Source organism: Verrucosispora sp. FIM060022, from assembly GCF_003977705.1.
In the GTDB taxonomy this organism is placed as follows: domain Bacteria; phylum Actinomycetota; class Actinomycetes; order Mycobacteriales; family Micromonosporaceae; genus Micromonospora; species Micromonospora gifhornensis.
Genome location: NZ_RQIV01000004.1, coordinates 47483 through 68495 on the forward strand (window position 1 = coordinate 47483; position 21013 = coordinate 68495).

Annotated in this window: 20 protein-coding genes; 7 read left to right on the forward strand and 13 right to left on the reverse strand. The window is 70.6% G+C overall.

Features of this window, described 5'->3' with window-relative positions; all coding sequences use genetic code 11:
• Positions 1-75 precede the first annotated feature (75 nt).
• From EG812_RS13565 to EG812_RS13575, 3 genes are all read right to left on the reverse strand, one after another.
• Complete coding sequence (locus EG812_RS13565; protein WP_126711754.1) at positions 76-2172, reverse strand: heavy metal translocating P-type ATPase; 2097 nt, start codon at positions 2170-2172, stop codon at positions 76-78.
• A 65-nt stretch (positions 2173-2237) separates the two neighbouring features.
• On the reverse strand, positions 2238-3047 hold the full coding sequence (locus EG812_RS13570; RefSeq protein ID WP_013731179.1) for a hypothetical protein: 810 nt from the start codon (positions 3045-3047) through the stop codon (positions 2238-2240).
• 2 nt (positions 3048-3049) lie between these two features.
• On the reverse strand, positions 3050-3553 hold the full coding sequence (locus EG812_RS13575) for a SigE family RNA polymerase sigma factor (protein WP_013731180.1): 504 nt from the start codon (positions 3551-3553) through the stop codon (positions 3050-3052).
• 118 nt (positions 3554-3671) lie between these two features.
• On the opposite strand from EG812_RS13575, the gene EG812_RS13580 reads away from it, so the two are divergent.
• Positions 3672-4877, forward strand: a complete 1206-nt coding sequence (locus EG812_RS13580) for an RNA polymerase sigma factor (RefSeq protein WP_233579479.1) — start codon at positions 3672-3674, stop codon at positions 4875-4877.
• Between the two features lie 24 nt (positions 4878-4901).
• Here the strand turns inward: EG812_RS13580 and EG812_RS13585 are convergent, their stop codons facing one another.
• Together EG812_RS13585 and EG812_RS13590 are read right to left on the reverse strand one after the other, a co-directional pair.
• The gene (locus EG812_RS13585) at positions 4902-5258 is read right to left on the reverse strand and encodes a YciI family protein (protein WP_013731182.1); all 357 of its coding nucleotides are present in this window, start codon (positions 5256-5258) and stop codon (positions 4902-4904) included.
• A 111-nt stretch (positions 5259-5369) separates the two neighbouring features.
• On the reverse strand, positions 5370-6152 hold the full coding sequence (locus EG812_RS13590; RefSeq protein ID WP_126711756.1) for a DUF427 domain-containing protein: 783 nt from the start codon (positions 6150-6152) through the stop codon (positions 5370-5372).
• 164 nt (positions 6153-6316) lie between these two features.
• Here EG812_RS13590 and EG812_RS13595 point away from each other — a divergent pair, with 164 nt between their 5' ends.
• A complete protein-coding gene (locus tag EG812_RS13595; RefSeq protein WP_013731184.1) occupies positions 6317-6850 on the forward strand; it encodes a DUF4188 domain-containing protein in 534 nt (177 codons plus the stop codon).
• Between the two features lie 123 nt (positions 6851-6973).
• Here the strand turns inward: EG812_RS13595 and EG812_RS13600 are convergent, their stop codons facing one another.
• Positions 6974-8668 (reverse strand): MFS transporter, encoded by a 1695-nt coding sequence (locus EG812_RS13600; RefSeq protein WP_126711758.1) that lies wholly within the window; start codon positions 8666-8668, stop codon positions 6974-6976.
• Positions 8669-8884: 216 nt separating this feature from the next.
• Between EG812_RS13600 and EG812_RS13605 the strand changes: the two genes are divergently transcribed.
• Together EG812_RS13605 and EG812_RS13610 are read left to right on the forward strand one after the other, a co-directional pair.
• Positions 8885-10348 (forward strand): aldehyde dehydrogenase family protein, encoded by a 1464-nt coding sequence (locus EG812_RS13605; protein WP_126711759.1) that lies wholly within the window; start codon positions 8885-8887, stop codon positions 10346-10348.
• A gap of 297 nt (positions 10349-10645) precedes the next feature.
• Positions 10646-11077 carry a hypothetical protein gene (locus tag EG812_RS13610; protein WP_232510648.1) on the forward strand — a complete coding sequence of 144 codons (432 nt, stop codon included), beginning with the start codon at positions 10646-10648 and terminating at the stop codon, positions 11075-11077.
• A gap of 16 nt (positions 11078-11093) precedes the next feature.
• On the opposite strand, the gene EG812_RS13615 is transcribed toward EG812_RS13610, so the two are convergent.
• Positions 11094-12230, reverse strand: a complete 1137-nt coding sequence (locus EG812_RS13615) for an acyl-CoA dehydrogenase family protein (RefSeq protein WP_013731188.1) — start codon at positions 12228-12230, stop codon at positions 11094-11096.
• A 185-nt stretch (positions 12231-12415) separates the two neighbouring features.
• On the opposite strand from EG812_RS13615, the gene EG812_RS13620 reads away from it, so the two are divergent.
• Entirely contained in the window at positions 12416-13504 is a 1089-nt protein-coding gene (locus tag EG812_RS13620) for a class I SAM-dependent methyltransferase (RefSeq protein WP_126711760.1), read from the forward strand.
• 92 nt (positions 13505-13596) lie between these two features.
• Here the strand turns inward: EG812_RS13620 and EG812_RS13625 are convergent, their stop codons facing one another.
• From EG812_RS13625 to EG812_RS13640, 4 genes are all read right to left on the reverse strand, one after another.
• Complete coding sequence (locus EG812_RS13625) at positions 13597-13884, reverse strand: phosphopantetheine-binding protein (protein WP_013731190.1); 288 nt, start codon at positions 13882-13884, stop codon at positions 13597-13599.
• 45 nt (positions 13885-13929) lie between these two features.
• Positions 13930-14544, reverse strand: a complete 615-nt coding sequence (locus tag EG812_RS13630) for an NADPH-dependent FMN reductase (protein WP_013731191.1) — start codon at positions 14542-14544, stop codon at positions 13930-13932.
• Entirely contained in the window at positions 14541-15641 is a 1101-nt protein-coding gene (locus EG812_RS13635) for an LLM class flavin-dependent oxidoreductase (protein ID WP_126711761.1), read from the reverse strand. The genes EG812_RS13630 and EG812_RS13635 overlap by 4 nt, the downstream gene beginning before the upstream one ends.
• A gap of 157 nt (positions 15642-15798) precedes the next feature.
• Complete coding sequence (locus EG812_RS13640) at positions 15799-17148, reverse strand: condensation domain-containing protein (RefSeq protein WP_232510650.1); 1350 nt, start codon at positions 17146-17148, stop codon at positions 15799-15801.
• A gap of 59 nt (positions 17149-17207) precedes the next feature.
• Between EG812_RS13640 and EG812_RS13645 the strand changes: the two genes are divergently transcribed.
• Positions 17208-18164: a ferritin-like domain-containing protein gene (locus tag EG812_RS13645; RefSeq protein WP_013731194.1), complete on the forward strand. Its 957-nt coding sequence runs from the start codon at positions 17208-17210 to the stop codon at positions 18162-18164.
• Positions 18165-18192: 28 nt separating this feature from the next.
• The gene (locus EG812_RS13650) at positions 18193-19188 is read left to right on the forward strand and encodes a methyltransferase (protein WP_043719503.1); all 996 of its coding nucleotides are present in this window, start codon (positions 18193-18195) and stop codon (positions 19186-19188) included.
• 95 nt (positions 19189-19283) lie between these two features.
• Here the strand turns inward: EG812_RS13650 and EG812_RS13655 are convergent, their stop codons facing one another.
• Positions 19284-20489 carry a cytochrome P450 gene (locus tag EG812_RS13655; RefSeq protein WP_013731196.1) on the reverse strand — a complete coding sequence of 402 codons (1206 nt, stop codon included), beginning with the start codon at positions 20487-20489 and terminating at the stop codon, positions 19284-19286.
• Between the two features lie 63 nt (positions 20490-20552).
• Positions 20553-20978 carry a VOC family protein gene (locus tag EG812_RS13660; RefSeq protein WP_013731197.1) on the reverse strand — a complete coding sequence of 142 codons (426 nt, stop codon included), beginning with the start codon at positions 20976-20978 and terminating at the stop codon, positions 20553-20555.
• Positions 20979-21013: the final 35 nt, after the last annotated feature.

Sequence of the window (21013 nt, forward strand, 5' to 3'; positions counted from 1 at the left end):
TGATCGCCGTATCCGGGCCGGGTCTTGTACGAATCTTCCCTCTGCGGCGTCACCACCTGACTCCGCGACGCGGCGTCAGTCCGGTGGGCGTAGCCGGACCCGGCGCAGCAACTGGGCGTTGAGCGCCACCACGATCGTCGAGGCGGACATCAACACCGCCGCCACCGCCGGGCTCAGCGCTACCCCGGCCCAGGCCAGGACCCCGGCGGCCAGCGGCAGCGCGACCACGTTGTAGCCCGCCGCCCAGGCCAGATTCTGGACCATCTTCCGGTACGCGGCCCGCGACAGCCGGATCACTCCGGTCACCCCGCGCGGGTCGGAGGAGGCGAGCACCACCCCGGCGGACTCGATCGCCACGTCGGTGCCGGCCCCGATCGCGATGCCGACGTTCGCGCGGGCCAGCGCCGGTGCGTCGTTGACCCCGTCCCCCACCATCGCCACCCGCAGACCCCGGCGTTGCAGGTCGACCACCGCGTCGTCCTTCTCCGCCGGCAGCACCTCCGCGAACACCTCGTCCTCACCGGCCCGGAACCCCAGGTCGGCGGCGACGGCCTCGGCGACCGGACGGGCATCTCCGGTGATCATGACGATCTTCCGGATGCCCTGCCCGCGCAGGTCGGCGATGGCCTGCCGCGCTTCCGGCCGTACCTCGTCCTCCAAAGCAAGCGCACCGAGCACCTCCGCCCGCCCGTCGGATTTCTGGTTGGCGGACAGGCGCAGCAGGTGCAGTACGGCCGCACCGCGGCGGGACCACTGCTCCTGCCGTCGGGTCAGTGCATCGGGGACGGTGACGCCGAACTCCCGCAGCAGCGCCGGCCCGCCCACGGCGTAGCTCACCCCGTCGACCTCGGCGCGTACGCCCCGACCGGCCAGCGCCTGGAAGCCTGTCGCCGTCCGCCGGAGCCCCTGCGCCTCGGCGGCGGCCACGATCGCCCGGGCCAGCGGATGCTCGCTGTCGGCCTCCACCGCCGCCGCGATCGCCAGCACCTCCCGCTGCCCGGCCGTCTCCTGTCCGTTGCTGTTCTGGGTGGATGGGTCGGCGGTGGCGGCGATGGCGGTGACGGTGTGTGCCCCTCGGGTCAGCGTTCCGGTCTTGTCGAACAGCACCGTGTCGACGGTGCGCATCCGCTCCAGCGCCAGCCGGTCCTTGACCAGGATTCCGCCCTTGGCGGCGACCGCCGTGGACAGGGCGATCACCAGGGGAATGGCCAGGCCGAGCGCGTGCGGGCAGGCGATGACCAGCACGGTGATCGTACGCACCACCGCCTCGCCGAGGTTGCCGAGCACGGTCCACACCAGCAGGGTGACCAGGGCGGTGGCGGTGGCGATGTAGAACAACCAGGCGGCGAAACGGTCGGCCAGCACCTGCGCCCGACCACTGGACTGCTGCGCCTGCGCCACCAGCCGCTGGATGCCGGCGAGTGCGGTGTCGTCGCCGACCGCGTCGACGCGTACCCGAAGGGATGCGTCGGTGGCGACGGTGCCGGCCACCACTCGATCACCGGTCGCCCGCGCCACCGGCCGGGACTCGCCGGTGATCATCGACTCGTCCATCTCGGCCTGGCCATCGAGGACCTGACCGTCCGCCGGCACCCGTGCACCGGGCCGTACCAGCACGGTGTCGCCCACCCGCAGGTCGGCCACCGACACCCGCTCGGCCCGACCGTCGTGGGTGAGCCGTTCCGCGTCGTCGGGCAGCAACGCGGCAAGCGCCGACAGAGCACCCTGGGCCTGGCCGATCGCCTTCATCTCCTGCCAGTGGCCGAGCAGCATGATGGTGACCAGCGCCGCCAACTCCCACCAGAAGTCCAGGTCGAACGCGCCGAGCGCGGTGGCCAGCGACGCCAGGTAGGCGACGGAGATCGCCATCGCGATCAGCAGCATCATGCCGGGGGCACGGTCGCGGATCTCGCGCACCGCCCCTTGGAGAAAGGGCCAGCCGCCGTACGCGAACACCACAGTGCCCAGCACCGGCCCCACCAGGTCGATCCCGGGGAAGTCCAGTTCGTAGCCGAACCAGTCCATCACCATGTGGCTGGTGACCACGATCGGTACGGTCAGCGCCAGGCTCAGCCAGAACTTGCGCCGGAACGCCTCCGGATCGTGCCCCGCATGCTTGTCATGCCCGCCGTGCTGCCCCGCATGCCCCCCGTGCTCGCTGTCCCGCGTCATCCCATCCCTACCTCCCCGCTCACCATATACCCCCAAGGGGTATATCGGAGGGATCGGGGATCGGCTTACTGGAGGTGGAATCGTTTGTTGGTGGCCAGGGATGCCAGTTGCGGTACGGAGAACGGCAACTCGGGGCGGCTCTGGAGGGTGCTGTCGTGGTTGGTGGCCTGCGCGACAAAGACCACCACGCCGTCCGGGTGCCGGTAGGCGGCCCACTGGTCGAAACGGTCGTCGTCGCCGGGGTTGACGACCACGCCCACCTGTGCGGCTGCGACGGTGACCACTTCGCAGTCGCCCTGCATGCCCCAGAACTGGCGGGCCAGCTTGCACGGTTCGGTCGACAGTTGATTGCCTGCGGTGTGGACCTCGACCATCACGCGGCCCGTCCATTCACCCTTGGCGAGGGTGACCTCGGACGAGTAGCTCCACACGTCGACCTCGTCGATCGACTGTTCGTACTGCGCCTGGTGAGAGGGGACCTCCGGGGACTCCGGCACGGTGTAGCCGGCCGGCACGACGGCGCGGAGCTGGTCGAGAAGTTCGGCGCCCCGGTCGTACCTGGTGCCGGCCCGGGCGGTGCGATCCTGCTGCGGGAGACCGTCCGGCCCGGTCGGCCACGGGGAGGCGGTGTCGTCCTCGGACGAGGGCGCCCCGATCATCGCGGGGCTCCATCCGCCGGCACCCGGGACGGCGAAGGTTCCGAAGAAGCCCACGGCCACCACCGCCGCCGCGGAGCCGACGCAGGCCCGGACGGTACGACGCCGGTTGCGGGCCCGGCGGGCGCTGCCCAGCATGGTCTGCGTGTCCAGCGGCGGTGGCGAGGAGACGCTCGCCATCTCGTCGCGCAATGCCTCGCGCAACTGCTGTCCGTCCATCGTTACCCTCTCTCGGTGCCGCTGTACGTGGGTGACAGGAGGCCGCGCAGCGTGTCCAGGCCGCGGGCGGCCTGACTCTTCACCGTCCCCGGTGAGCAGCGCAGCAGGTGGGCGACCTCGTCGACCGGCAGGTCCTCCCAGTAGCGCAGGACCAGCACGGCCCGCTGGCGAGGCGGTACGGCGGCCAGGGCCTGGAGCATCACCAGCCGGTTCTCCGGTGCGTCGGTGGGAGCCGGGTGCTCAGGGTCGGCATCGTCCAACTGCTCCCGCCGCCACCAGCCGCGCCGTCGCTCGTCGAGGAAGGTGCGGACGATGATCTGGCGCAGGTAGGCGTCGAGCACCTCGTGCCGGGAGACCCGGTGCCAGGCCAGGTACAGCTTGGTGAAGGCGGTCTGGACCAGGTCCTCCGCCCGGTGCCAGTCGCCGCAGAGCAGGTACGCCGTGCCGCGCATCGCGCTGGACCTCGCCGCGAAGTACTCCGCGAACGCCGTGTCGCGATCGCCCATCCAGGCCTCCGATCCCCGATTCGAGTTAGTCACGCCAGCTGCGGCTCGCGGGGTTGCATCACATGGTGAGTCGGGCGACGCCGACGTCGACGTACTCCGGGTGTTGCACCCTGGTCGGGTGGGTGACGTGGCGGAACTGGTGGAGCGGATCTGGCGGACGGACGCGGCCGGCATGCTCGGGGTGCTCAGCCGTCGGCTCGGCGATTTCGACCGGGCCGAGGAGGCGTTGTCCGACGCGCTGACTGAGGCCCTCGCCCGCTGGCCGGGCGAGGGGGTGCCGGAGCGCCCCGCCGGTTGGCTGGTCACCACGGGTTGGCGAAAGGCGCTGGACCGGCTGCGCCGCGACGCGGTCGGCCGCGAGAAGCTGGCCCGACTGGCCATCGAGCCACCGCCGGAACCGGGCGTGGACGACCGGCTCGCCACCATCTTCGGCTGTTGCCATCCGGCGCTCACCGAGTCGTCCCGGGTCGCGTTGACGTTGTCCGCCGCCAGCGGCCTGAGCACGGCGGAGATCGCTGCCGCGTTCATCGTGCCGGTGCCGACGATGGCGCAACGGCTGACCCGGGCCAAGCGTCAGCTGCGGGAGCGGGGGGTCCGGTTCGAGGCACCGCAGCCGCACGAGTACCCCGACCGGCTGCCGGCCGTACTCTCGGTGATCTACCTCGTCTTCAACGAGGGGTACCTGTCCAGCAGCCGGTCAGCACAACGGCGCGAGTTGGCCCGCGAGGGCGTCGAGCTGGCGCGCCAACTGGCCGGGTTGCTGCCCGGCGAGCCGGAGGCGGCCGGTCTGGCGGCGTTGCTAGAGTTGCACCAGGCCCGCGCCGCCGCGCGGTTCGACTCGTGGGGCCGCATCGTGCTGCTCGACCAGCAGGACCGGCGGCGGTGGGACAGGCCCGCGATCGAACGGGCTGCGCTGCGGCTACTCGCGGCGGTGCGCCTGGGCCGAACCGGGCCGTACCAGTTGCAGGCCGGCATCGCCGCGCTCCATGCCCTCGCCCCCTCGTACGCGGACACCAACTGGACCGACGTGCGGGCCTTGTACGACCGGCTGTACGCGGTGGACCCGTCGCCGGTGGTCCTGCTGAACCGGGCGGTGGCCACCCGGTTCGCGCTGGGCCCCGCACCGGCGTTGGCCGAGGTCGAGGCGGTCGGGGACCGGCTCGCCGGCTACCACCTGTGGCACGCGGCCCGGGCTGATCTGCTGGCCGCGCTGGACCGCCCGGCCGAGGCGCTGACAGCGGCCGAACGGGCACTGGAGCTGGCGACGAATCCGGCCGAGCGGGAGCTGATGTCGCGTCGGGTGGGTGAGTTGAGGCGCCGGTGAGCCGGCCCTTCGGCGTCGCCGCGGTCAGCTGCCGGTCACCGGGCGGACCTCCACCGCGCTCATGCCGGGCGACAGCGGCCAGGTGGCCGCGATCCGGGTGGCCTCGTCGATGTCGTCGCACTCCAGCCGGACGATGCCGCCGATGACCTCCTTGAGTTCCAGGTACGGGCCGTCGGTGACGACCGGCTGGCCGTCCGCGCCGGCGCGAACGGTCCTCGCCGTGTCGCGGGGCTCCAGCTCGGCCCCGCCGCTGACGACCTTGCCGGTCGGCTGCCACCGCTCGAACCACTCGGAGATCTGCGTCATCACCTCCTGCTCGTCGGCCGGCGACAGGGTGGTCCACTCGCGGTCGTCACCGAAGATCAGCATCGCGTACTGCATGGGTGCTCCTCATGATGGAAGACGGCGTCCTCCCTGTGACGAACGGCCGGCATCGGTCCTCGACACGATCGACTGAATTTCTGCCGAGGCGGTCGGCGGAGGCGGCGCGGTCTACCGGTGTGGTGTGGGCGGGTTGACCGACTCGCCGTCTACCAGGATCGTCACTCGCTCCGGATAGAACGCGGTAAACCCGGCGATGTTGGCGACGCTGGGCAGCGGGTCGGGGTAGTACCAGGCGATGTTCCGCCCGGCGGCTCCGGGCACCTGCCTCAGCGACCAGTACGAGGCGACCCCCTTGTACGGGCAGCGGGTGTGGTGCTCGGACGGCAGCAGCAACTCCTGGACCAGGTCGTCGGCGGGGATGTAGTAGCGGGTGGGCAGCCCGGTCTCGAAGAGCAGCACCGGGCGTCGGGTGTCGGCGAGCACGACTCCCTCGTGGGTCACCACCACGTGCCGTGTGCTGGGCAGCGAGTCGACGCGGGAGAACGGGTCACGTGGGTGTACGAATACTTCCTCGTCTTCCTCGTACCATCGCTCGACGCCCTGGCCGAACCACTCCCGCCAGGCGAGACACACGGTCTGCGCGAAGACGTCGCCGGGGTAGGTCCAGGCGGCGTTGGGCAGGGTGACTCCGTCGACGGTCAGGTCGTGGAAGCTGCTGCCGGCCCGGCTGCCGGGCTCCGGTGGCTGTTCGGCGGGCCGCAGAGTGCCGCCGACCAGGTCGGCCAGCGGGAAGACGTAGAACGGCACGGGCAGTCCGGGCTCCCAGACCAGCAGCGGCCGGCGGCTGTCCACGACGACGGTGTCACCGATGCGGCCGCGGACCCACCGTTCGCTGTGGTGGTAGGTGAGTCGGTCCTCCGGTGGGGCGAAACGCGGTGCGGGCGCGAGCATGGGCAACCCCCTCGGCAACACGTGTTATCTGACGTGTTCCACAGTCAATGCTTGTATTTCCTAGTCTCTACTGCTCTCTTGGAATCCTACATACGTGTGCTGTTCGCTGGCACCGGACGAGGGAGTGACCCGGTATGGGCAATGAGCCGAAGCAGCGGCCTCGGATGACCGCTGAGATCGAAGGTGACTTCGCAGTCTTCATCACCGGCATGCGGATCAACCGGTACTGGAAGATCCACAAGTGGTACCCGAACTTCCGCGACATGCGCAAGATCCTGATGGCGCTGTTCAGCGACCCGGAGAACGGTGCACTCTGCGCCCACCACGCCTGGACTCGCCGGGGGCCGATCCTGATCGGCTACTTCCGTAGCGTCGAGCAGCTGGAGCGGTTCGCCAACGACCCGCAGCAGCCGCACGCGGAGGTCTGGGCGCGGTACTTCAAGCGGATGAAGAACAACGGCGACGTCGGGGTCTGGCACGAGACGTTCGTGGTCCGGTCCGGCGAGTACGAGGCCGTCTACGACTACATGCCGTCGCCCACCGGCCTGGCGATGGGTACGTCCCACGTACCGGTCGAGCGCCGCGGCGATCTCGCCGTGGACCGTCGTGCCACGGGTGCCCGACTGGCGAAGGAGCGGACAGCCGCGCAGACAGCCGGGGACGGGAAGGCCGCCGCCGGTCGTACGCCCTCGGAGTGAGGCCGTACGACCGACGACGGCGTTCTGGTTCGACCCTCGTTGAGGGTTGCCACAGGGTTGCCTGACGCCCGTCGGGTCCGCCGGCTGGCGGCGGACCCGACTCGGGCACCGGACGAGCGCGGCTCAGCCCTGATGCTCGACGCGGCGGGGGAGCAGGAAGCTGGCGGCGATGGCCAGCGTGAACACGACGATCTGGTAGACCAGTGCCCGTACGGTGGTCTGCTGGTAGGCGGTGCGGTTCGCGATGAACTGCAACTCGTCGTGCCGGTCCGCGACGTCCGCGCCGGACTGCGACGCCACAGCGCGGCAGGCAGCCACATCGGCTTCCGGGTTGGCGGCCTTGATCCGCTCGTCGAAGCAGGCGCGGGCGCTGTCGGCAGCGGCATCGACAGCCGCCACCGGTACGCCACGGGCGCTCAGTTCCTCCTTGACCGTGTTCCGAAGGTCGTCGCCGACGGCGGGCGACTGCACGGCCAGGGCGATGAAGAAGACCATGCTGCTCAGCGCGATGCCGATGGCGGCGCCCATCTGCTGCACGGTGTTGAACACCCCGGAGGCGGCACCGGCGCTGTCCAGTGGCACGTCGTTGAGCGTGTAGGTGAGCAGCGGGGCGAAGGTCATGCCCATGCCCGCGCCACCGAGGATCAGCCCGGGCGCGAGCGCCCAGGGGGTGATCGTGTCGAACTGGTGGATCACGGTGATCAGGATGACCATCGCCGCGATCAGCATGACCAACCCGAGTTGCAGGCCGAGCCGCCCGAGCTTCGGCGTGATGTGGCGGGCGGAGATGGCGGTGAACAGCGGAACCGCGAAGCCCCACAGGACGCCGATCAGGCCAGCCTTGATCACCGAGAAGCCCTGCCCGAACTGCAGGTAGAGGGTGTTGACCAGGAAGAACGGCATGACGCCGCTCATGAACAGCAGGGAGACGGCGAGACCACCGCGGAAGGAGCGGTGGGAGAACAGCGAGATCGGGATCAGTGGCGACTCCGTCTGACGGCGCTGTACCGCGACAAGTGCGGCGAAGGCCAGCAACGAGGCGACCAGGCTGATGAGGGTCCACGCCGGCCAACCCTGCTCCGGTCCCTGGATGAGCGGGAACACCAGCAGCAGCATGCCGAGACCCACCAGGATGGCGCCCTTGACGTCCAGCCGTTGGGCCGACTCGCCCTTCGACTCGGGCACCAGCTTCACGGTGATGAAGAGACACACCGCAGCGATGGGCAGGTTCACCAGGAAGATCGTGCGCCAGGTGAGGCCTGCGATGTCCACGGCGGTGAGCAGGGCGCCCACGATGGGACCGGCCACCGTACCGACGGCGAAGACGACGCTCAGCGCGGAGAAGGCGCGGCCCCGTTCCTGTGGCGGATACATGACCTGGAGGATCGACAGCACCTGCGGGACCATGAGCGCGCCCATGCCGCCCTGCACGAAGCGGGCCACGATCAGCTGTTCCGGGTTCGCCGCGATCCCGGCGACGAGCGAGGCGGCGGCGAAGCCGACCATGCCGATGATGAAGATCTTCTTGCGCCCGTAGATGTCGCCGAGCCGGCCACCGGTCACCAGCATGGTGGCGAAGGCGAGGGTGTACCCGCCCACCATCCACTGCATGTCGGAGCTGGAGGCGCCGATCTCCTCCTGGATGGTCGGCAGCGCGACGTTGACGATCACGATGTCGAGCAGGTCGAGCAGCAGGCCGACCAGAACGGCGACGAGGGCGATGGTGCGCGCCCGGCCGGCGATCGGTGCCGGCTGCGCGGGTGGATCCGCAGGCGTCTCCGCAGGGCTGGGGGACGGTCGCGTCCTCGATGGTGTCATTCGCGTACCTTCCATGATCGTTTTTACGCGTCTCTGCCGGCTGGGAAGGCGGTACGACCAGCGCGGACACCGCTGCTGCTTCGGATGCTGCAAGACAGGCTATCTACGGTGTGTGAGAGTGTCTATCAAAGATGCCTCTGGTTTCCTACGAGGCTTTGATGGGATTCTGAAAAGACGCGTACGACCGGTTACCCGCCCCGACGTGAGGAGCGCGCGATGGGAATGAGCCAGCCACCCACGCACCTGTTGCCCGAGCCTGCGCTGTGGATCGGCGAGGAGCGGGTGGTGGACTCCTCCGGCGGGCGGACAGACCACGTCTACGCCGCGACCGGGCAGCCGACGACGCAGGTCGTGCTCGCCGGACCGGCCGAGATCGACCGGGCCGTGACGCTGGCGCGGGAGAGTCTGCCCCGGTGGCGGGACAGCTCGGCCGAGGTCCGGCGCGACGCGTTGCTGCGGCTGGCCGACCTGTTGCTGGTGCATGCCGAATCCCTCGCCGCGTTGCAGAGCCTGGAGATCGGCCTGCCGATCCAGCTCGCGCGACGGCTGCCCGCGCTGGCGGCCGACCACCTGCGGTACTACGCCGGGTGGTGCGACAAGATCGGCGGCGAGGTGCTGCCCACCTGGCCCGGGCGCAGCCTGGACTACACCCTCGACGAGCCGTACGGCGTGGTGGCCGGGATCATCCCGTGGAACGGCTCGCTGATGTCGATGGCGCAACTGCTCGGTCCGGCGCTCGCGGCCGGCAACGCCGTCGTGGTCAAGCCGTCGGAGCTGGCGCCCTTCGTCGGCCCGCGCTTCGCCGAGCTGGCGGTGCAGGCGGGGGTGCCGCAGGGTGTGGTGGTGGTCGTGCCCGGTGGGCCGTCGGCCGGCGCGGCCCTGGCCGGGCACCCCGGCGTCGACAAGGTCCATTTCACCGGCAGCGGGGCGACCGGTCGGCAGGTGCTCGCCGAGGCGGCCCGGAACCTGACACCTGTGGCGTTGGAACTGGGTGGCAAGTCCCCGCACCTCATCTTCGACGACGCCGACCTGCGGTCGGCGGCCCGGTACGCGATGAGCGGAGTGGTGGCCCTGTCGGGGCAGGGCTGCGCGAACGGCACCCGCCTGCTGGTCCACTCCGCGGTCCGGGACCAGGTGCTCCAGACGTTGACCGCACGACTGCGCCGGGTGCGGGTGGGCGACCCGGCCGACGAGACCACCGTGATGGGTCCGGTGGTCTCCGGGCAGGCGTGCGACCGGATCATCGGGGTGATCGACCGGGCCCGTACGGCCGGCGCGCAGCTGCTGGTGGGCGGTGGTCGGTGCGGTGGCGACCTCGCCGACGGCTTCTTCGTCGAACCCACCGTCTTCGTCGACGCCGACCGCGACACCGAACTCGTGCAGGAGGAGATCTTCGGCCCGGTGTTGGCGGTGTCGAGCTTCGACACCGAGGACGAGGCGGTGGAGCTGGCCAACGCCACCCGATACGGCCTCGGGGCGTACCTGCACACCAACGACCTGCGCCGGGCTCACCGGATCAGCCGCGCGGTCGCCGCCGGCAGCGTGTGGGTCAACGGCGCACCGGGTCTGATGCCGTCGGCACCGTTCGGCGGGGTGAAGCAGAGTGGTTCCGCGCGTATCGGCGGCCTTGCCGGGCTGCGCGAGTTTCTCCGGCCGAAGAACGTGTGGATACCGGTCTGAGCACCCACCGCCCACAGGTGATCTTGCTAACACCAGGAGGCTTCGAGGTGCTCTTCTCGCGTTTGTTTAATACGCGAAGTGGTCTTTCGGCAACCATGGGCGTCGATGGTATACCGCAGAGTGGCTTTCCGTTATGCTGACGTCACTCAGGGGTATCGAGGGTCTGCTCGATGCGTCCGGAAGGGCCAACCAAATCTACGCAACGTATGAGATTGTGTCCTAGCGTCTCGCGGGCACCGGCTGTCGGTAGGAAGAAGGGCAGAGACAATGGCTCAATACATCGTCACGATCACACCGGTGCTCGGTGAGAAAGACGCGGGAGAAGAGTCCTCCCGCACCACCATGCGTGTGTTCGCCGAGGACGGCCAGGTCTACATCAAGGAGTTGACCGTCCGCGTCGCGGAAGACGTCAAACTCGGTGCCGCCGACCTGCTCCAGGTCGACCTGGACCTGCTCATGCAGGCATTCGCCGCGAAGCGTCCGGCGGCCCCCGCGGCAACCGCCGAAAGCTCGGACCCGGCCCGGGCCTACCGCGCCGTGACGCCGAGCCGGGTGGCGAAGTCGGACCGTGCCTACCGGCGTATGCCGGACCCGAGCGAGCTGAAGGACATCTACCTCAAGAACCGCACGGTCACGGGTGTCGCCAAACACTACGGTGTGCCCACCCACACCGCTCAGGGGTGGATCACCCGGCTGCGACGCAAGGGTGTCATCCCCAGCGCGAAGTGACATCGGGACCCGCCGGTCACAGTGGGCCGCCGTCACCGCCCTCGCCGACCAGGTGCGCACCGAAGGCCGTGTACGAGTTGCGGCTGGCCACGAAGTGCTGTCGCGCGGTGTTGGCGTCGCGCAGCCGTCGGGACAGGGGAGACGAGTCGTACACCGCCGTCCCGCCGGCCAGTTCGAAAGCTGCGTCGGTCGCCCGGACCGCCAACGCGGTCGCCTGCGCGGACGCGGCGCGGACCTGCGCTCGCCGCAGCGCCGCATCCGGACCCGAGAACCCGCCCCACTCGTCGCCGGCCTGGTCGTAGAGCAGCGCCCGACCTGCCTGCACCACCATCCGAGCCTCGCCCAGCCGCTCCTGGAAGGCGGTGGAGGAGGCCAGCCGGGTCGCGCTCAGCGCCGGTCGCTTGCCACCCGCCGCCAGGTCGACGACGTCCCGTAGGGCCGCCTCGGCGATGCCCAGCGCCGCCGCCGCGATGATGAGGCTGGACTGCGCGATGCTCATCGCAGCCCGGGCCGCCTCCGCCGATCCGGGCACCAGTTCCACGGCCCGCTCGGCGGGGCAGTAGCGGCCGGAGACAGCCAGGTCGTGGCTGCCCGTGCCGCGCAGGCCCAGGGTGTGCCAGGTGTCGACCACGGCGACGTCGGCAGCGGGCAGCAGCATGATCCGGGTGGCGGGCCGGCCCTCGGCCATGGCGACCGTGCGCCCGCGTACCAGGACGCAGTTGAGGTAGACCCAGGCGGCGCGTTCGCAGCCGGTGACGAACGGCCACTGGCCGGAGATCCGCCATCCCCCGTCCACCTCGGTCGCCCGGCCCTTGGGCGCCACCGCGCCGGCGGCGTAGACGTCCGGACCGTCGGCGAATATCTCCGCGACGGTCTCCTTCGGCGCGCAGCCGATGATGAGCTGGGAGAGCGCGACCTGGCCGACCAGCCAGGCCACCGAGGCGTCCGCCGTACCCAGCGTCTCGACGACGCGCAGCGTCTCGGGCACGTTCAGGCCGGTGCCGCCGTACGCCACGGGGGCGAGCATGCGCAGGCAGCCTGCGGTCCGCAGCCCGTCGAGCAGATGGTCCGGGAGGCCCCGGCCCCGCTCGACCTCGTCAGCGTTCTTGGCGATCTCCGGAAGGAGATCACGGACCAGTTGCAGAGTCGTCATGCCGATCCTCGCCCTCCGGTCTGGCGTGCCGGTCCGAGTGCCGGGCCGCGCCTGCTGCAACACCACAGGCGGCTCGGAAACGACCGATGACCATTCTACTGTCTACATGTATCGTGCAACAGGCAAGTGAGTGTTGTCTGTGAACACTCTGCAAGCACAGTTGGGCTGCCCCGGGGAGGTGTCTCATGACGGCGTCTGACGCGCAGACACACGTGTTCGCGATGAGGATGTGGAAGTCTCTTCTCGCCACGCAGGAGCTGCTGTCGGCGTACCTGGGGGTCAAGCTCGGGTTGTACGAGGCGCTGGCGGCTGCGCCGGGACCGATGCGCCCCGACGAGCTGGCCCAGGCCGCCGGCGTCGCGCCCCGGTACGCCCGGGAATGGCTTGAGCACCAGGCCGTCTGCGGCATCGTCGAGACCGATGACGTACGCCTGCCGGCCGAACGCCGCGCGTACCGGCTCCCCGCCGGGCACGCCGCCGTCCTGACGGTGTCGGACGACCCGATGTCGCTGGCCTCCCTCGCCGTACTCCCGCTCGGTGGCATCGCCGCCGCCCTGCCGGAGCTGGTGGCGGCCTACCGCAGCGGTGCGGGCGTGCCCGACGAGGTGTTCGGCGTGGACTGGCGGGACGGGCACTCGGGCGCCAACCGGGCCCTCTTCGCCCATCAGCTCGCCGGCTGGATCGCCCAGCAGCTGCCCGACGTGCACGCCCGCCTCGACGCTCCCGGGCGACGCATCGCCGACGTCGCCTGCGGGACCGGCTGGTCGAGCATCGCGTTGGCGCGGGCGTACCCGCAGGCCGAAGTGACCGGCCTGGACCTCGACGGGGCGGCCCTGCGCCAGGCCGAGCGGAACGCCGCCGAGGCGGGCGTTGCCGACCGGGTCCGCTTCGCCTGTCGCGACGCCGCCGACCCGCAGCTGGCGGGCGAGTACGACCTGGTGTGCCTCTTCGACGCGCTGCACGAGGTTTCCCAACCGGTCGCCGTGCTCCAGGCGTGCCGGCAGTTGCGCGCCGCCGACGGCGCAGTGCTGCTGATGGACGCGAAGGTCGCGCCGGCCTTCACCGCACCGGGCGACGACGTCGAGCGGTTCCAGTACGGCACGAGCGTGCTGCACTGCCTGCCGGCGAGCCTCACCGGGACGGACTCGACGGGCACCGGCACGGTGTTGCGTCCCGGAAAGGTGCGCGAACTGGCGGTGCAGGCCGGCTTCTCGGGCATGACGATCCTGGCCGTCAACGACCGCTTCCACCGGCTCTACCGGCTGACCGGCTGACCGGCTGACGGGCTCACGAGCTGACCGGCCCGCGCGGGTCGGTGCGGGCGCACGAAAACGGGTCCGGGTCTCCCCCGGACCCGGATCCGTACTCAGGCGCCGTCACGCTCCGCGAGGCGCTTGACCACCAGGTCCTGCACAGCGCCGACCGTGGTGATCTTGCGGGCGGTGTCCTCGTCGATGGGGTCGAGGTCGAACTCGTCCTCGATGGCGAACGCCACCTCCATCAGGGCCAGCGAGTGGTAACCCAGGTCCTTGATGAGGTGGGACTCCGCCGTCACTTCGACGCCGTCCTTCGGCGCCATGTCGGAGATGACCGCCGCCACGGTAGCGCGGATCTCCTCCTCGGTACGGCGGGCGGGAGCGGTCTGCTCGGTCATGGTCGATCTCCTCTGTGCTGCTGGCGTGACGGTGGGATGGGTCGCTCAGGAGGCCCGAGCGCCGGTCAGCGGGGGGACACGGGGGGCGGAGAAGCAGTGGCGCTGATGGCGTACCACCGCCCCGAGCGTGGGCGCCCAGCGGCGCGACCACGTCGCGACGACCTCTGGCACATCCTCGAACTCGTCTTCGAGGATCGACAGGCACGGCACCGGGGCGGTCGCGCCGAGTTCGGTGAGCAGCGGGCGCAGATACTGGTCCCCGGCGCCGCGGTGCTTGGCCCAGCCGGCGGTCATCGCGCCGACGGCGACGCAGTCGGCCAGCCCGTCCATCGGAAGCATGTCCAGGAACAGCTTCAGCAGGCCGGTGTAGGTGCCCTTGAAGGTGGGGCTGACGACCACCAGCAGGCCGGGACGGCGGACCAGGCCCAGCGCCCGTTCGATCTCCGGCCCCAACGGCACGCTGCGGCTGGCCCGCTGCGGCAGTGCGGCACCGATGTCGGCGAGGTCGACGATGTCCGGTCCGGCGGTCTCCACACCCTCGGTGCCGAGGGCGAGCGCCAACTCCTCCATCAGCCGCAGGGCGATACCGCTGGTCCGGGAGCCCGCGCGGGGACTGCCCAGCAACAGCGTCGTCTCCACAAGGGAACTGCGGTCCGTCACGACGCCTCCTGCCCGAGCAGCCCCTGGCGCCGCAGCAGCGGCAGCACACCCTCGGCGAAGTTGTACGCCTCCTCCAGGTGGGGCTGCCCGGAGAGGATGAGATGGTTCATGCCCAGCGCGTGGTACTCCGCGATCCGCTCGGCCACCTGCTCGTGGCTGCCGACCAGTGCGGCACCGGCACCCGGGCGGACCAGGCCGTAACCTGCCCACACGTTCGGATACACCTCCAGGTCGTCGGTACGCCCACCGTGCAGGGCGGCCATCCGGCGTTGCCCCTCCGACTCGGTGCGGCGGAACCGTCGCTGGGCGTCGGCGATCCGGCTGGCGTCCATGCCGTCGAGCAGCCGGCGGGTCACCGCCCAGGCCTCCTGCGCGGTGTCCCGGCTGATGACGTGGAACCGGGTGCCGAACTCGACGCTGCGGCCCCGCTCGGCGGCGAGTTCACTGACCCGGCTGGTGAGGCTGGTCAGCCCGTCCGGACGCTCGCCCCAGGCCAGGTAGACGTCGGCGTGCGCGGCGGCCACCCGCTGCGCCGCGGCGGACGAGCCACCCAGCAGGATCGTCGGCCGCACGTCGTGCGGCCGGCTCAGCAACCCGGCCTTGATCTGGTAGTGCTTGCCGTCAAAGTCGAAGGGCTCGCCGCGCCAGGCCTGGTGGAAGACGTCGAGGAACTCCTCGGTGCGGGCGTACCGCTCGTCGTGGTCGAGCCAGTCGCCGTAGCGCCGCTGCTCGTCGGCGTCCCCACCGGTGACGATGTTGAGCATCAGCCGGCTTCCCGAGAGCCGCTGGAACGTGGCGGCCGACTGGGCGCACACCATCGGCGGCAGCGAACTGGGCCGGCAGGCGATCATGAAGTGCATGTTGCGGGTCTGCTGGGACAACGCTGCGGACACCAGCCAGGGGTCCTCACAGAACAGACCGGTAGGTACCAGGGCACCGGCGAAGCCGAGGCCGTCGACGGCCTGGGCGACCTGACCGAGGTAGTTCAACTCCGGCTCACGTCGGATGTTCCTGGCCTCGGCCACCCCGTCCGCGCTCTTGGCCACCTCGCGGCCGTCGCCGTGCAATGGCAGGAACCAGTGCAGTCGCAGTGTCATCAACGGTCCCTTCCGCCTCGGGCCGGTCGACCGGCCCCGGATTGACCTGCCATCCCCGTGCGCACTCGTCTTTCCTGCTATCCACGTGCATTTACGAGTATGTGCTGGAAGGTTCTCAGGATGCCTGTGACGCTGTCAATACCGTTGCCCTGACCCGTCACTGTCCCGGCGTCGGCAGCGCCGCCTCCGGACGGTGCGCCGCCGTCGCCGCGACGTCGAGGTAGCCGGCCAGGAAGTCCTGCCCGAGCGCGGGGTCGGCCCAACCGCCGGCCCGGAACAACACCGCCTGCACCCGGTGCTCACCCACCGGGGCCAGGGCCAGCTCGAACGGGAAGCGGCTGCCGATCTCGGTGGGAACCACAAGTTCGAAGCGGGCACCGCCACCGGTCAGGTCATGCCGCATCGGCGACATCACGTTGAACATCACGTCGTCGGCCCGGCCGCCGCCGGTGTCGACCAGGCCCGTCGGCAGCAGGTGAAAGGGCAGGTCCTGGTACGCGAACGCGCTGATCACCGCGCCGTGCACGTGGCGTACCAGGTCGGCGAAGCTGGGTTGACGGGCGACCTGGGCGCGCAGCAGCACCATGCCGGCGAGCAGGCCGACGGTGTCGCGCACCTCGGGACGGGACCGGTTGGCGAACATCGAGGCGACCGCCAGGTCCGGTTGCCCGGTCAGGCGGTACAGCTGGGCGTGGAAGGCGGCCAGCAGCACCGTGAACAGGGTGGTCTTCTCCCGTCTCGCCAGCTCACGCAACCCGGCCACGGTCGCCGCCGGAAGCTCCGCCGCGACGGACCGGACCGCCTCGCTCGCGTGCGCCGCCTGGGCCGCTTGGGTCGGTGCCCCGGTCGCCGCCGCGTCGGTGGCGGCGGCGGTGTCCGCGGCCGGGTAGAGCGCGTCGAGTCGGGGGATCTGGCTGCCCTCCAGCTGGCGTCGCCAGTACCGCTGGTAGCGGGCGAGTCGGTCCGAGGCCAGCAGTTCCTGCTGTGCCTGCGCGAAGCGGGACGACTGCCAGCCGGTGGGTGCTTCGACGCCGGGGCCACCGCAGGCGGCGGCGTAGCAGGCGACCAGGTCGCGCAGCAGGATGCCGGTGGACCACGCGTCGGTCACCAGGTGGTGCAGGTTGAGGCAGAACAGGTGCTCGGTGGGGCCCACCCGCCAGACGCCGGCCCGCGCCGGCCACTGCTCCGGGTCGATCGGCGTCTGCAGCTCCCGGGCCAGGGCCGCCTCCGGCGACTCGCCCGTGGGCGCGTCGGCCCAGGTCAGCGGCAGTGATCGCGGAGGGTGTACGCGCTGCACGAGACGCGCTCCCCGACCGTGGAAGGTGGTCCGCAGCGCCTCGTGTCGGACCACCAGATGGTCGACCGCCGCCTGCAACGCCCGCTCGTCCAGGTCTCCCACGATGCGGCAGACGACCGGGCAGTTCAACGCGCCGAAGTCCGACCGGTAGTGCTTGATCATCCACAGTAGTCGCTGGGAGACCGAGGCTGGTGTGTCGCGTGCTTCCACAGACAGCAGGATAGCTTTGTCGTTGGCTTTGCGTGTCTGGCGAACTAGTCTTTGCTGCTATGAGCGAGTTGGTGGTGCGTTCGACGCAGGACGCTCGACTCAACTGGGACTACGAGTCTTCCGACAGCCGTACGGAATCGCTCTACCAGCGCGCCAAGCAGGCGCAGTGGAGCGTCGACGAGATCGACTGGCACCTCGACGTACCGTTCGGGGCGCCGTTGCCCGACGACTCCGCTTTCGCCATGGCCGGGTTCGCCGCCTCCCCGCTGGCCGCGCGGGGCCGGCCGGCCTGGGACGAGTTCCGCTGGGAACTCCAGGCCTGGATGGTCAGCCAGTTCCTGCACGGCGAACAGGCGGCCATGGTGGTCGCGGCCCGCCTGGTGGAGATCGTCTCGGGGCTGGACAGCAAGCTGTACGCCACGACCCAGGCGGTGGACGAGGCGCGGCACGTGGAGGTCTTCTCCCGCTACCTGGGCGAGAAGATCCAGCAGCCGTACCCGATCTCCGAACCGCTGGAACTGCTGCTGACCGACATCCTCGAAGACAACCGCTGGGACGTCATCTCGCTGGGCATGCAGATCATGGTCGAGGCGCTGGCGATGGCCGCGTTCCGGCTGGCGCACAGCACCTTCCACGACCCGCTGATCAAGCAGATCACCGGCCTCGTGGCGCGGGACGAGGCCCGGCACGTGTCGTTCGGTGTGCTCTCCCTGCGCGGCCTGTACGACCAGATGACCACCCGCGAGCGCACCGAGCGGGAGGAACTGGTGCTGGAGTCCGCGGCCCTGATCCGCCGCCGGTTCCTGCTGGGCGACATCTGGGAACGCATGGAGGTCCCGATGGCCGACGGACTCGACTTCGCCGCCCGCAACGAGCTGATGGTCGCCTACCGGCAGGCCATCTTCTCCCGGGTGGGCCGGGCACTGGACCAGATCGGACTGATGACCCCCCGAGTGCGGGAGGGGCTGGTCGGGCTGGACCTGATCCAATTCGTGGAGGGTAGGCGCGGTGGCTGAGCGAACGGGCGTCCGGCAACGGCCGCAGATGGACCTGGCGTCGGTGATGCGGCTGGCGGAGCTGACCGATCTGATCGTGCCGATGACGGTGCGGGCGGTGAGCGACCTGGGCGTCGCCGACCTGCTCGTCGACGGGCCTCGACCGGTGGCCGAACTCGCCGCCGAGGTCGGTGCGCACGAGCGGTCGCTGTGCCGGGCGCTGCGGGCGCTGGCGGCCAAGGGCATCTTCACGGAGCCGGAGCCGGAGGTGTTCGCGCTGACGCCGCTGGCCCAGCCGCTGCGCAGCGACCATCCGATGTCGATGCGGGCCGTCTACACCCTGCTCGCCTCCGACGTGCAGGCGTGGGCGATGCTGCCGCACAGCCTGCGTACCGGCGAGGCCGCCTTCGACCACGCGCACGGTACGGACTACTGGAGCCACCTGGCCGCCAACCCGGACGAGAGTCGGCGGGTGGACCGCTGGATGCACGCGATCACCCGACTGCACCTGCGTACCGTGCTGCCCTGCCATCCGTGGGGGGAGCTGTCGCACGTGGTCGACGTTGGTGGCGGGGATGGCGGATTCCTCGCCGGCCTGCTCGGGCGGTATCCCGCGATGCGCGGCACGCTGCTGGACCTGCCGCACGTCGTCGCGGCGGCGGACCGGGTGCTCACCGAGGCCGGGGTACGCGACCGGTGCGAGATCGTGCCCGGCAGCTTCTTCGACGCGCTGCCCGCCGGCGCGGACGCGTACCTGCTCAAGACGGTGCTGCCCGGGTTCGGTGACGACCAGGTGGTGGCGGTGCTGCGCCGGGTCCGCGAGGCGATGCGGCCGGACAGCCGCCTGCTGCTGTTGGAGGCCGTCCTGCCGCCCGGGGACACCTTCGACGTGGCGAAGCTGTACGACGTGCACACGCTTGTGCTCACCGGCGGCACCCACCGCACGGCCGAGGAGACCGCCGCCCTGCTCGACCGGGCCGGGCTGCGGCTGGACACCGTCCGACCCACGGCCACCCTGACCATCCTGACCGCGACCCCGGCCTGACCCACTCCCCGCCGGTCCCGCCCGGTTCGCCCCCCGGTCCCGCCGGCCTGATCCGGGTCCCGCCGGCCGGGTCGGCCGGCGGGACGTGGCGTGGGTCAGGCGGGCTTGATGGCCAGTGGCACGTGGGCGAAGGCGCGGAACGGGGTGTCGCTCTCCCGGACCAGGTCGCCCGCCTGCTCCACCGAGCTGGTGCGGCGCAGCACCCAGTCGAAGACGACCTGTGCCTCCGTACGGGCCAGGAAGGCGCCCAGGCACAGGTGACCGCCGCCGCCGAAGGTGACGTGCGGGTTCGGGTTGCGGGTGACGTCGAGCGTGCCGGGGTCGTGGAAGACCGCCTCGTCGTGGTTGGCCGAGCCGAGCATCAGCACCAGCACCCGCCCGGCCCGTACGGTGCGCGAGCCGATCGTCACCGGCTCCCGTACCAGCCGGGCGGTGCCCTGGATGGGGGCCTCGAAGCGGAGGAACTCCTCCACCGCGCCGGGCACCAGGCCGGGGTCGGAGCGCAGGAGGGCGAACTGGTCCGGTGCTCGCAGCAGCGCGGCGAACCCGTTGGTGATGAGGTGCACGGTCGTCTCGAAGCCGGCGAAGAACGAGAAGACGGTGTTGTCCACGATCTCGTCGTGGCTGAGTCGGTCCCCGTCGTCCTCGGCCTGCAACAGGGTGGAGAGCAGGTCGTCCCCGGGGGCCTTGCGACGCTCGTCGAGCAGACCGCCGATGTACGCGCGCAGCCACTGGACGGACTCGTGTGCCGCGTCTCGGGCGTCGGCGGGGACGATGGCGCTGAACGCGCGTCCGAGTCGCATGGCGTGCAGCCGGACGTCGTCGTGGGCCTCGGGCGGGATGCCCATCAGGGTGGACACCACGAGCACCGGCAACGGGTACGCCAACTCGCGTACCACGTCGCAGCTGCCGCTCTCCAGCGCCGGGGCCAGCAGGTCGTCCACGGTCTGCTCGATGTAGCCGCGCATCCGTCGCACCACGGCCGGGGTGAACGCGCCGCTCATCAGCCGCCGCAGCCGGACGTGGTCCGGCGGGTCGCGGTAGAGCATGATGCGCTGGAAGAAGTGGCTGGCCGGTCCCGCGCCCACCGACAGGTGGTGGTACGCCTCGGGGAACTCGCTGCCGAGCCGGGGGTCGCGCTGCAACGCCACGACATCGGCGTGGCGGGTGACGCCCCAACTGCCGGGGCCGAACCGGCACAGCGGTCCGGCCGCACGCAGCCGGGCGTAGGTGGGATAGGGATCTTCCAGGACGGCGGGGTCGAGCGCGTCGAACCTGGGCGGCAGACCGGAGGCATCCATGTCTGCCAGTGTTGGCCCGAACCCGACGCCTGGGCAAGTGTTTACACGTGTTTGTGGAAAACCCTATGCGGAGGCTTCACGAGGCAGGTAGCTGCCGAAGCTCCAGACGTGACCCTCCAGGTCGTACGCCCCGTAGTCGCGCGAGCCGTACGAGGTGTCGTGCAGCTCGTAGACGAGCTTGGCGCCGGCCTGCACGGTCCGCTCGTAGTGCTTGTCGACGTCCGCCGCGTCACCGACGCAGATGTAGATGCCGCCGCTGGTGGCGGGCAGTTCACGCGGGCTGACCATGCCCAGCGTGTCGTGCGGTCCGCCGCCGCCGAGCTGGATCGTGGAGTTGCCCCAGCTCAGCTCGGCGTGCACCACCTTGCCGTCAACCTCGGTGACGTCGAAACGCTCCAGACCGAAGGTGTTGACGAGCCAGTCGACGGCAGCCGTCGGGTCCTGGTAGCGGAGGAAGGGGATGACCGGAGAGAACGATCGTTCCGACATGAAGCCTCTTCTCGCGTATGGGGCAGATCCGTGCG

Excerpts from the sequence above, each read along its gene's own strand:
- EG812_RS13565 (WP_126711754.1), bottom strand. The coding sequence starts at position 2,172 with ATGACGCGGGACAGCGAGCACGGGGGGCATGCGGGGCAGCACGGCGGG.
- EG812_RS13570 (WP_013731179.1), bottom strand. The coding sequence starts at position 3,047 with ATGGACGGACAGCAGTTGCGCGAGGCATTGCGCGACGAGATGGCGAGC.
- EG812_RS13575 (WP_013731180.1), bottom strand. The coding sequence starts at position 3,553 with ATGGGCGATCGCGACACGGCGTTCGCGGAGTACTTCGCGGCGAGGTCC.
- EG812_RS13585 (WP_013731182.1), bottom strand. The coding sequence starts at position 5,258 with ATGCAGTACGCGATGCTGATCTTCGGTGACGACCGCGAGTGGACCACC.
- EG812_RS13590 (WP_126711756.1), bottom strand. The coding sequence starts at position 6,152 with ATGCTCGCGCCCGCACCGCGTTTCGCCCCACCGGAGGACCGACTCACC.
- EG812_RS13595 (WP_013731184.1), top strand. The coding sequence starts at position 6,317 with ATGACCGCTGAGATCGAAGGTGACTTCGCAGTCTTCATCACCGGCATG.
- EG812_RS13600 (WP_126711758.1), bottom strand. The coding sequence starts at position 8,668 with ATGACACCATCGAGGACGCGACCGTCCCCCAGCCCTGCGGAGACGCCT.
- EG812_RS13605 (WP_126711759.1), top strand. The coding sequence starts at position 8,885 with ATGGGAATGAGCCAGCCACCCACGCACCTGTTGCCCGAGCCTGCGCTG.
- EG812_RS13615 (WP_013731188.1), bottom strand. The coding sequence starts at position 12,230 with ATGACGACTCTGCAACTGGTCCGTGATCTCCTTCCGGAGATCGCCAAG.
- EG812_RS13620 (WP_126711760.1), top strand. The coding sequence starts at position 12,416 with ATGACGGCGTCTGACGCGCAGACACACGTGTTCGCGATGAGGATGTGG.
- EG812_RS13625 (WP_013731190.1), bottom strand. The coding sequence starts at position 13,884 with ATGACCGAGCAGACCGCTCCCGCCCGCCGTACCGAGGAGGAGATCCGC.
- EG812_RS13635 (WP_126711761.1), bottom strand. The coding sequence starts at position 15,641 with ATGACACTGCGACTGCACTGGTTCCTGCCATTGCACGGCGACGGCCGC.
- EG812_RS13645 (WP_013731194.1), top strand. The coding sequence starts at position 17,208 with ATGAGCGAGTTGGTGGTGCGTTCGACGCAGGACGCTCGACTCAACTGG.
- EG812_RS13650 (WP_043719503.1), top strand. The coding sequence starts at position 18,193 with ATGGACCTGGCGTCGGTGATGCGGCTGGCGGAGCTGACCGATCTGATC.
- EG812_RS13655 (WP_013731196.1), bottom strand. The coding sequence starts at position 20,489 with ATGGATGCCTCCGGTCTGCCGCCCAGGTTCGACGCGCTCGACCCCGCC.
- EG812_RS13660 (WP_013731197.1), bottom strand. The coding sequence starts at position 20,978 with ATGTCGGAACGATCGTTCTCTCCGGTCATCCCCTTCCTCCGCTACCAG.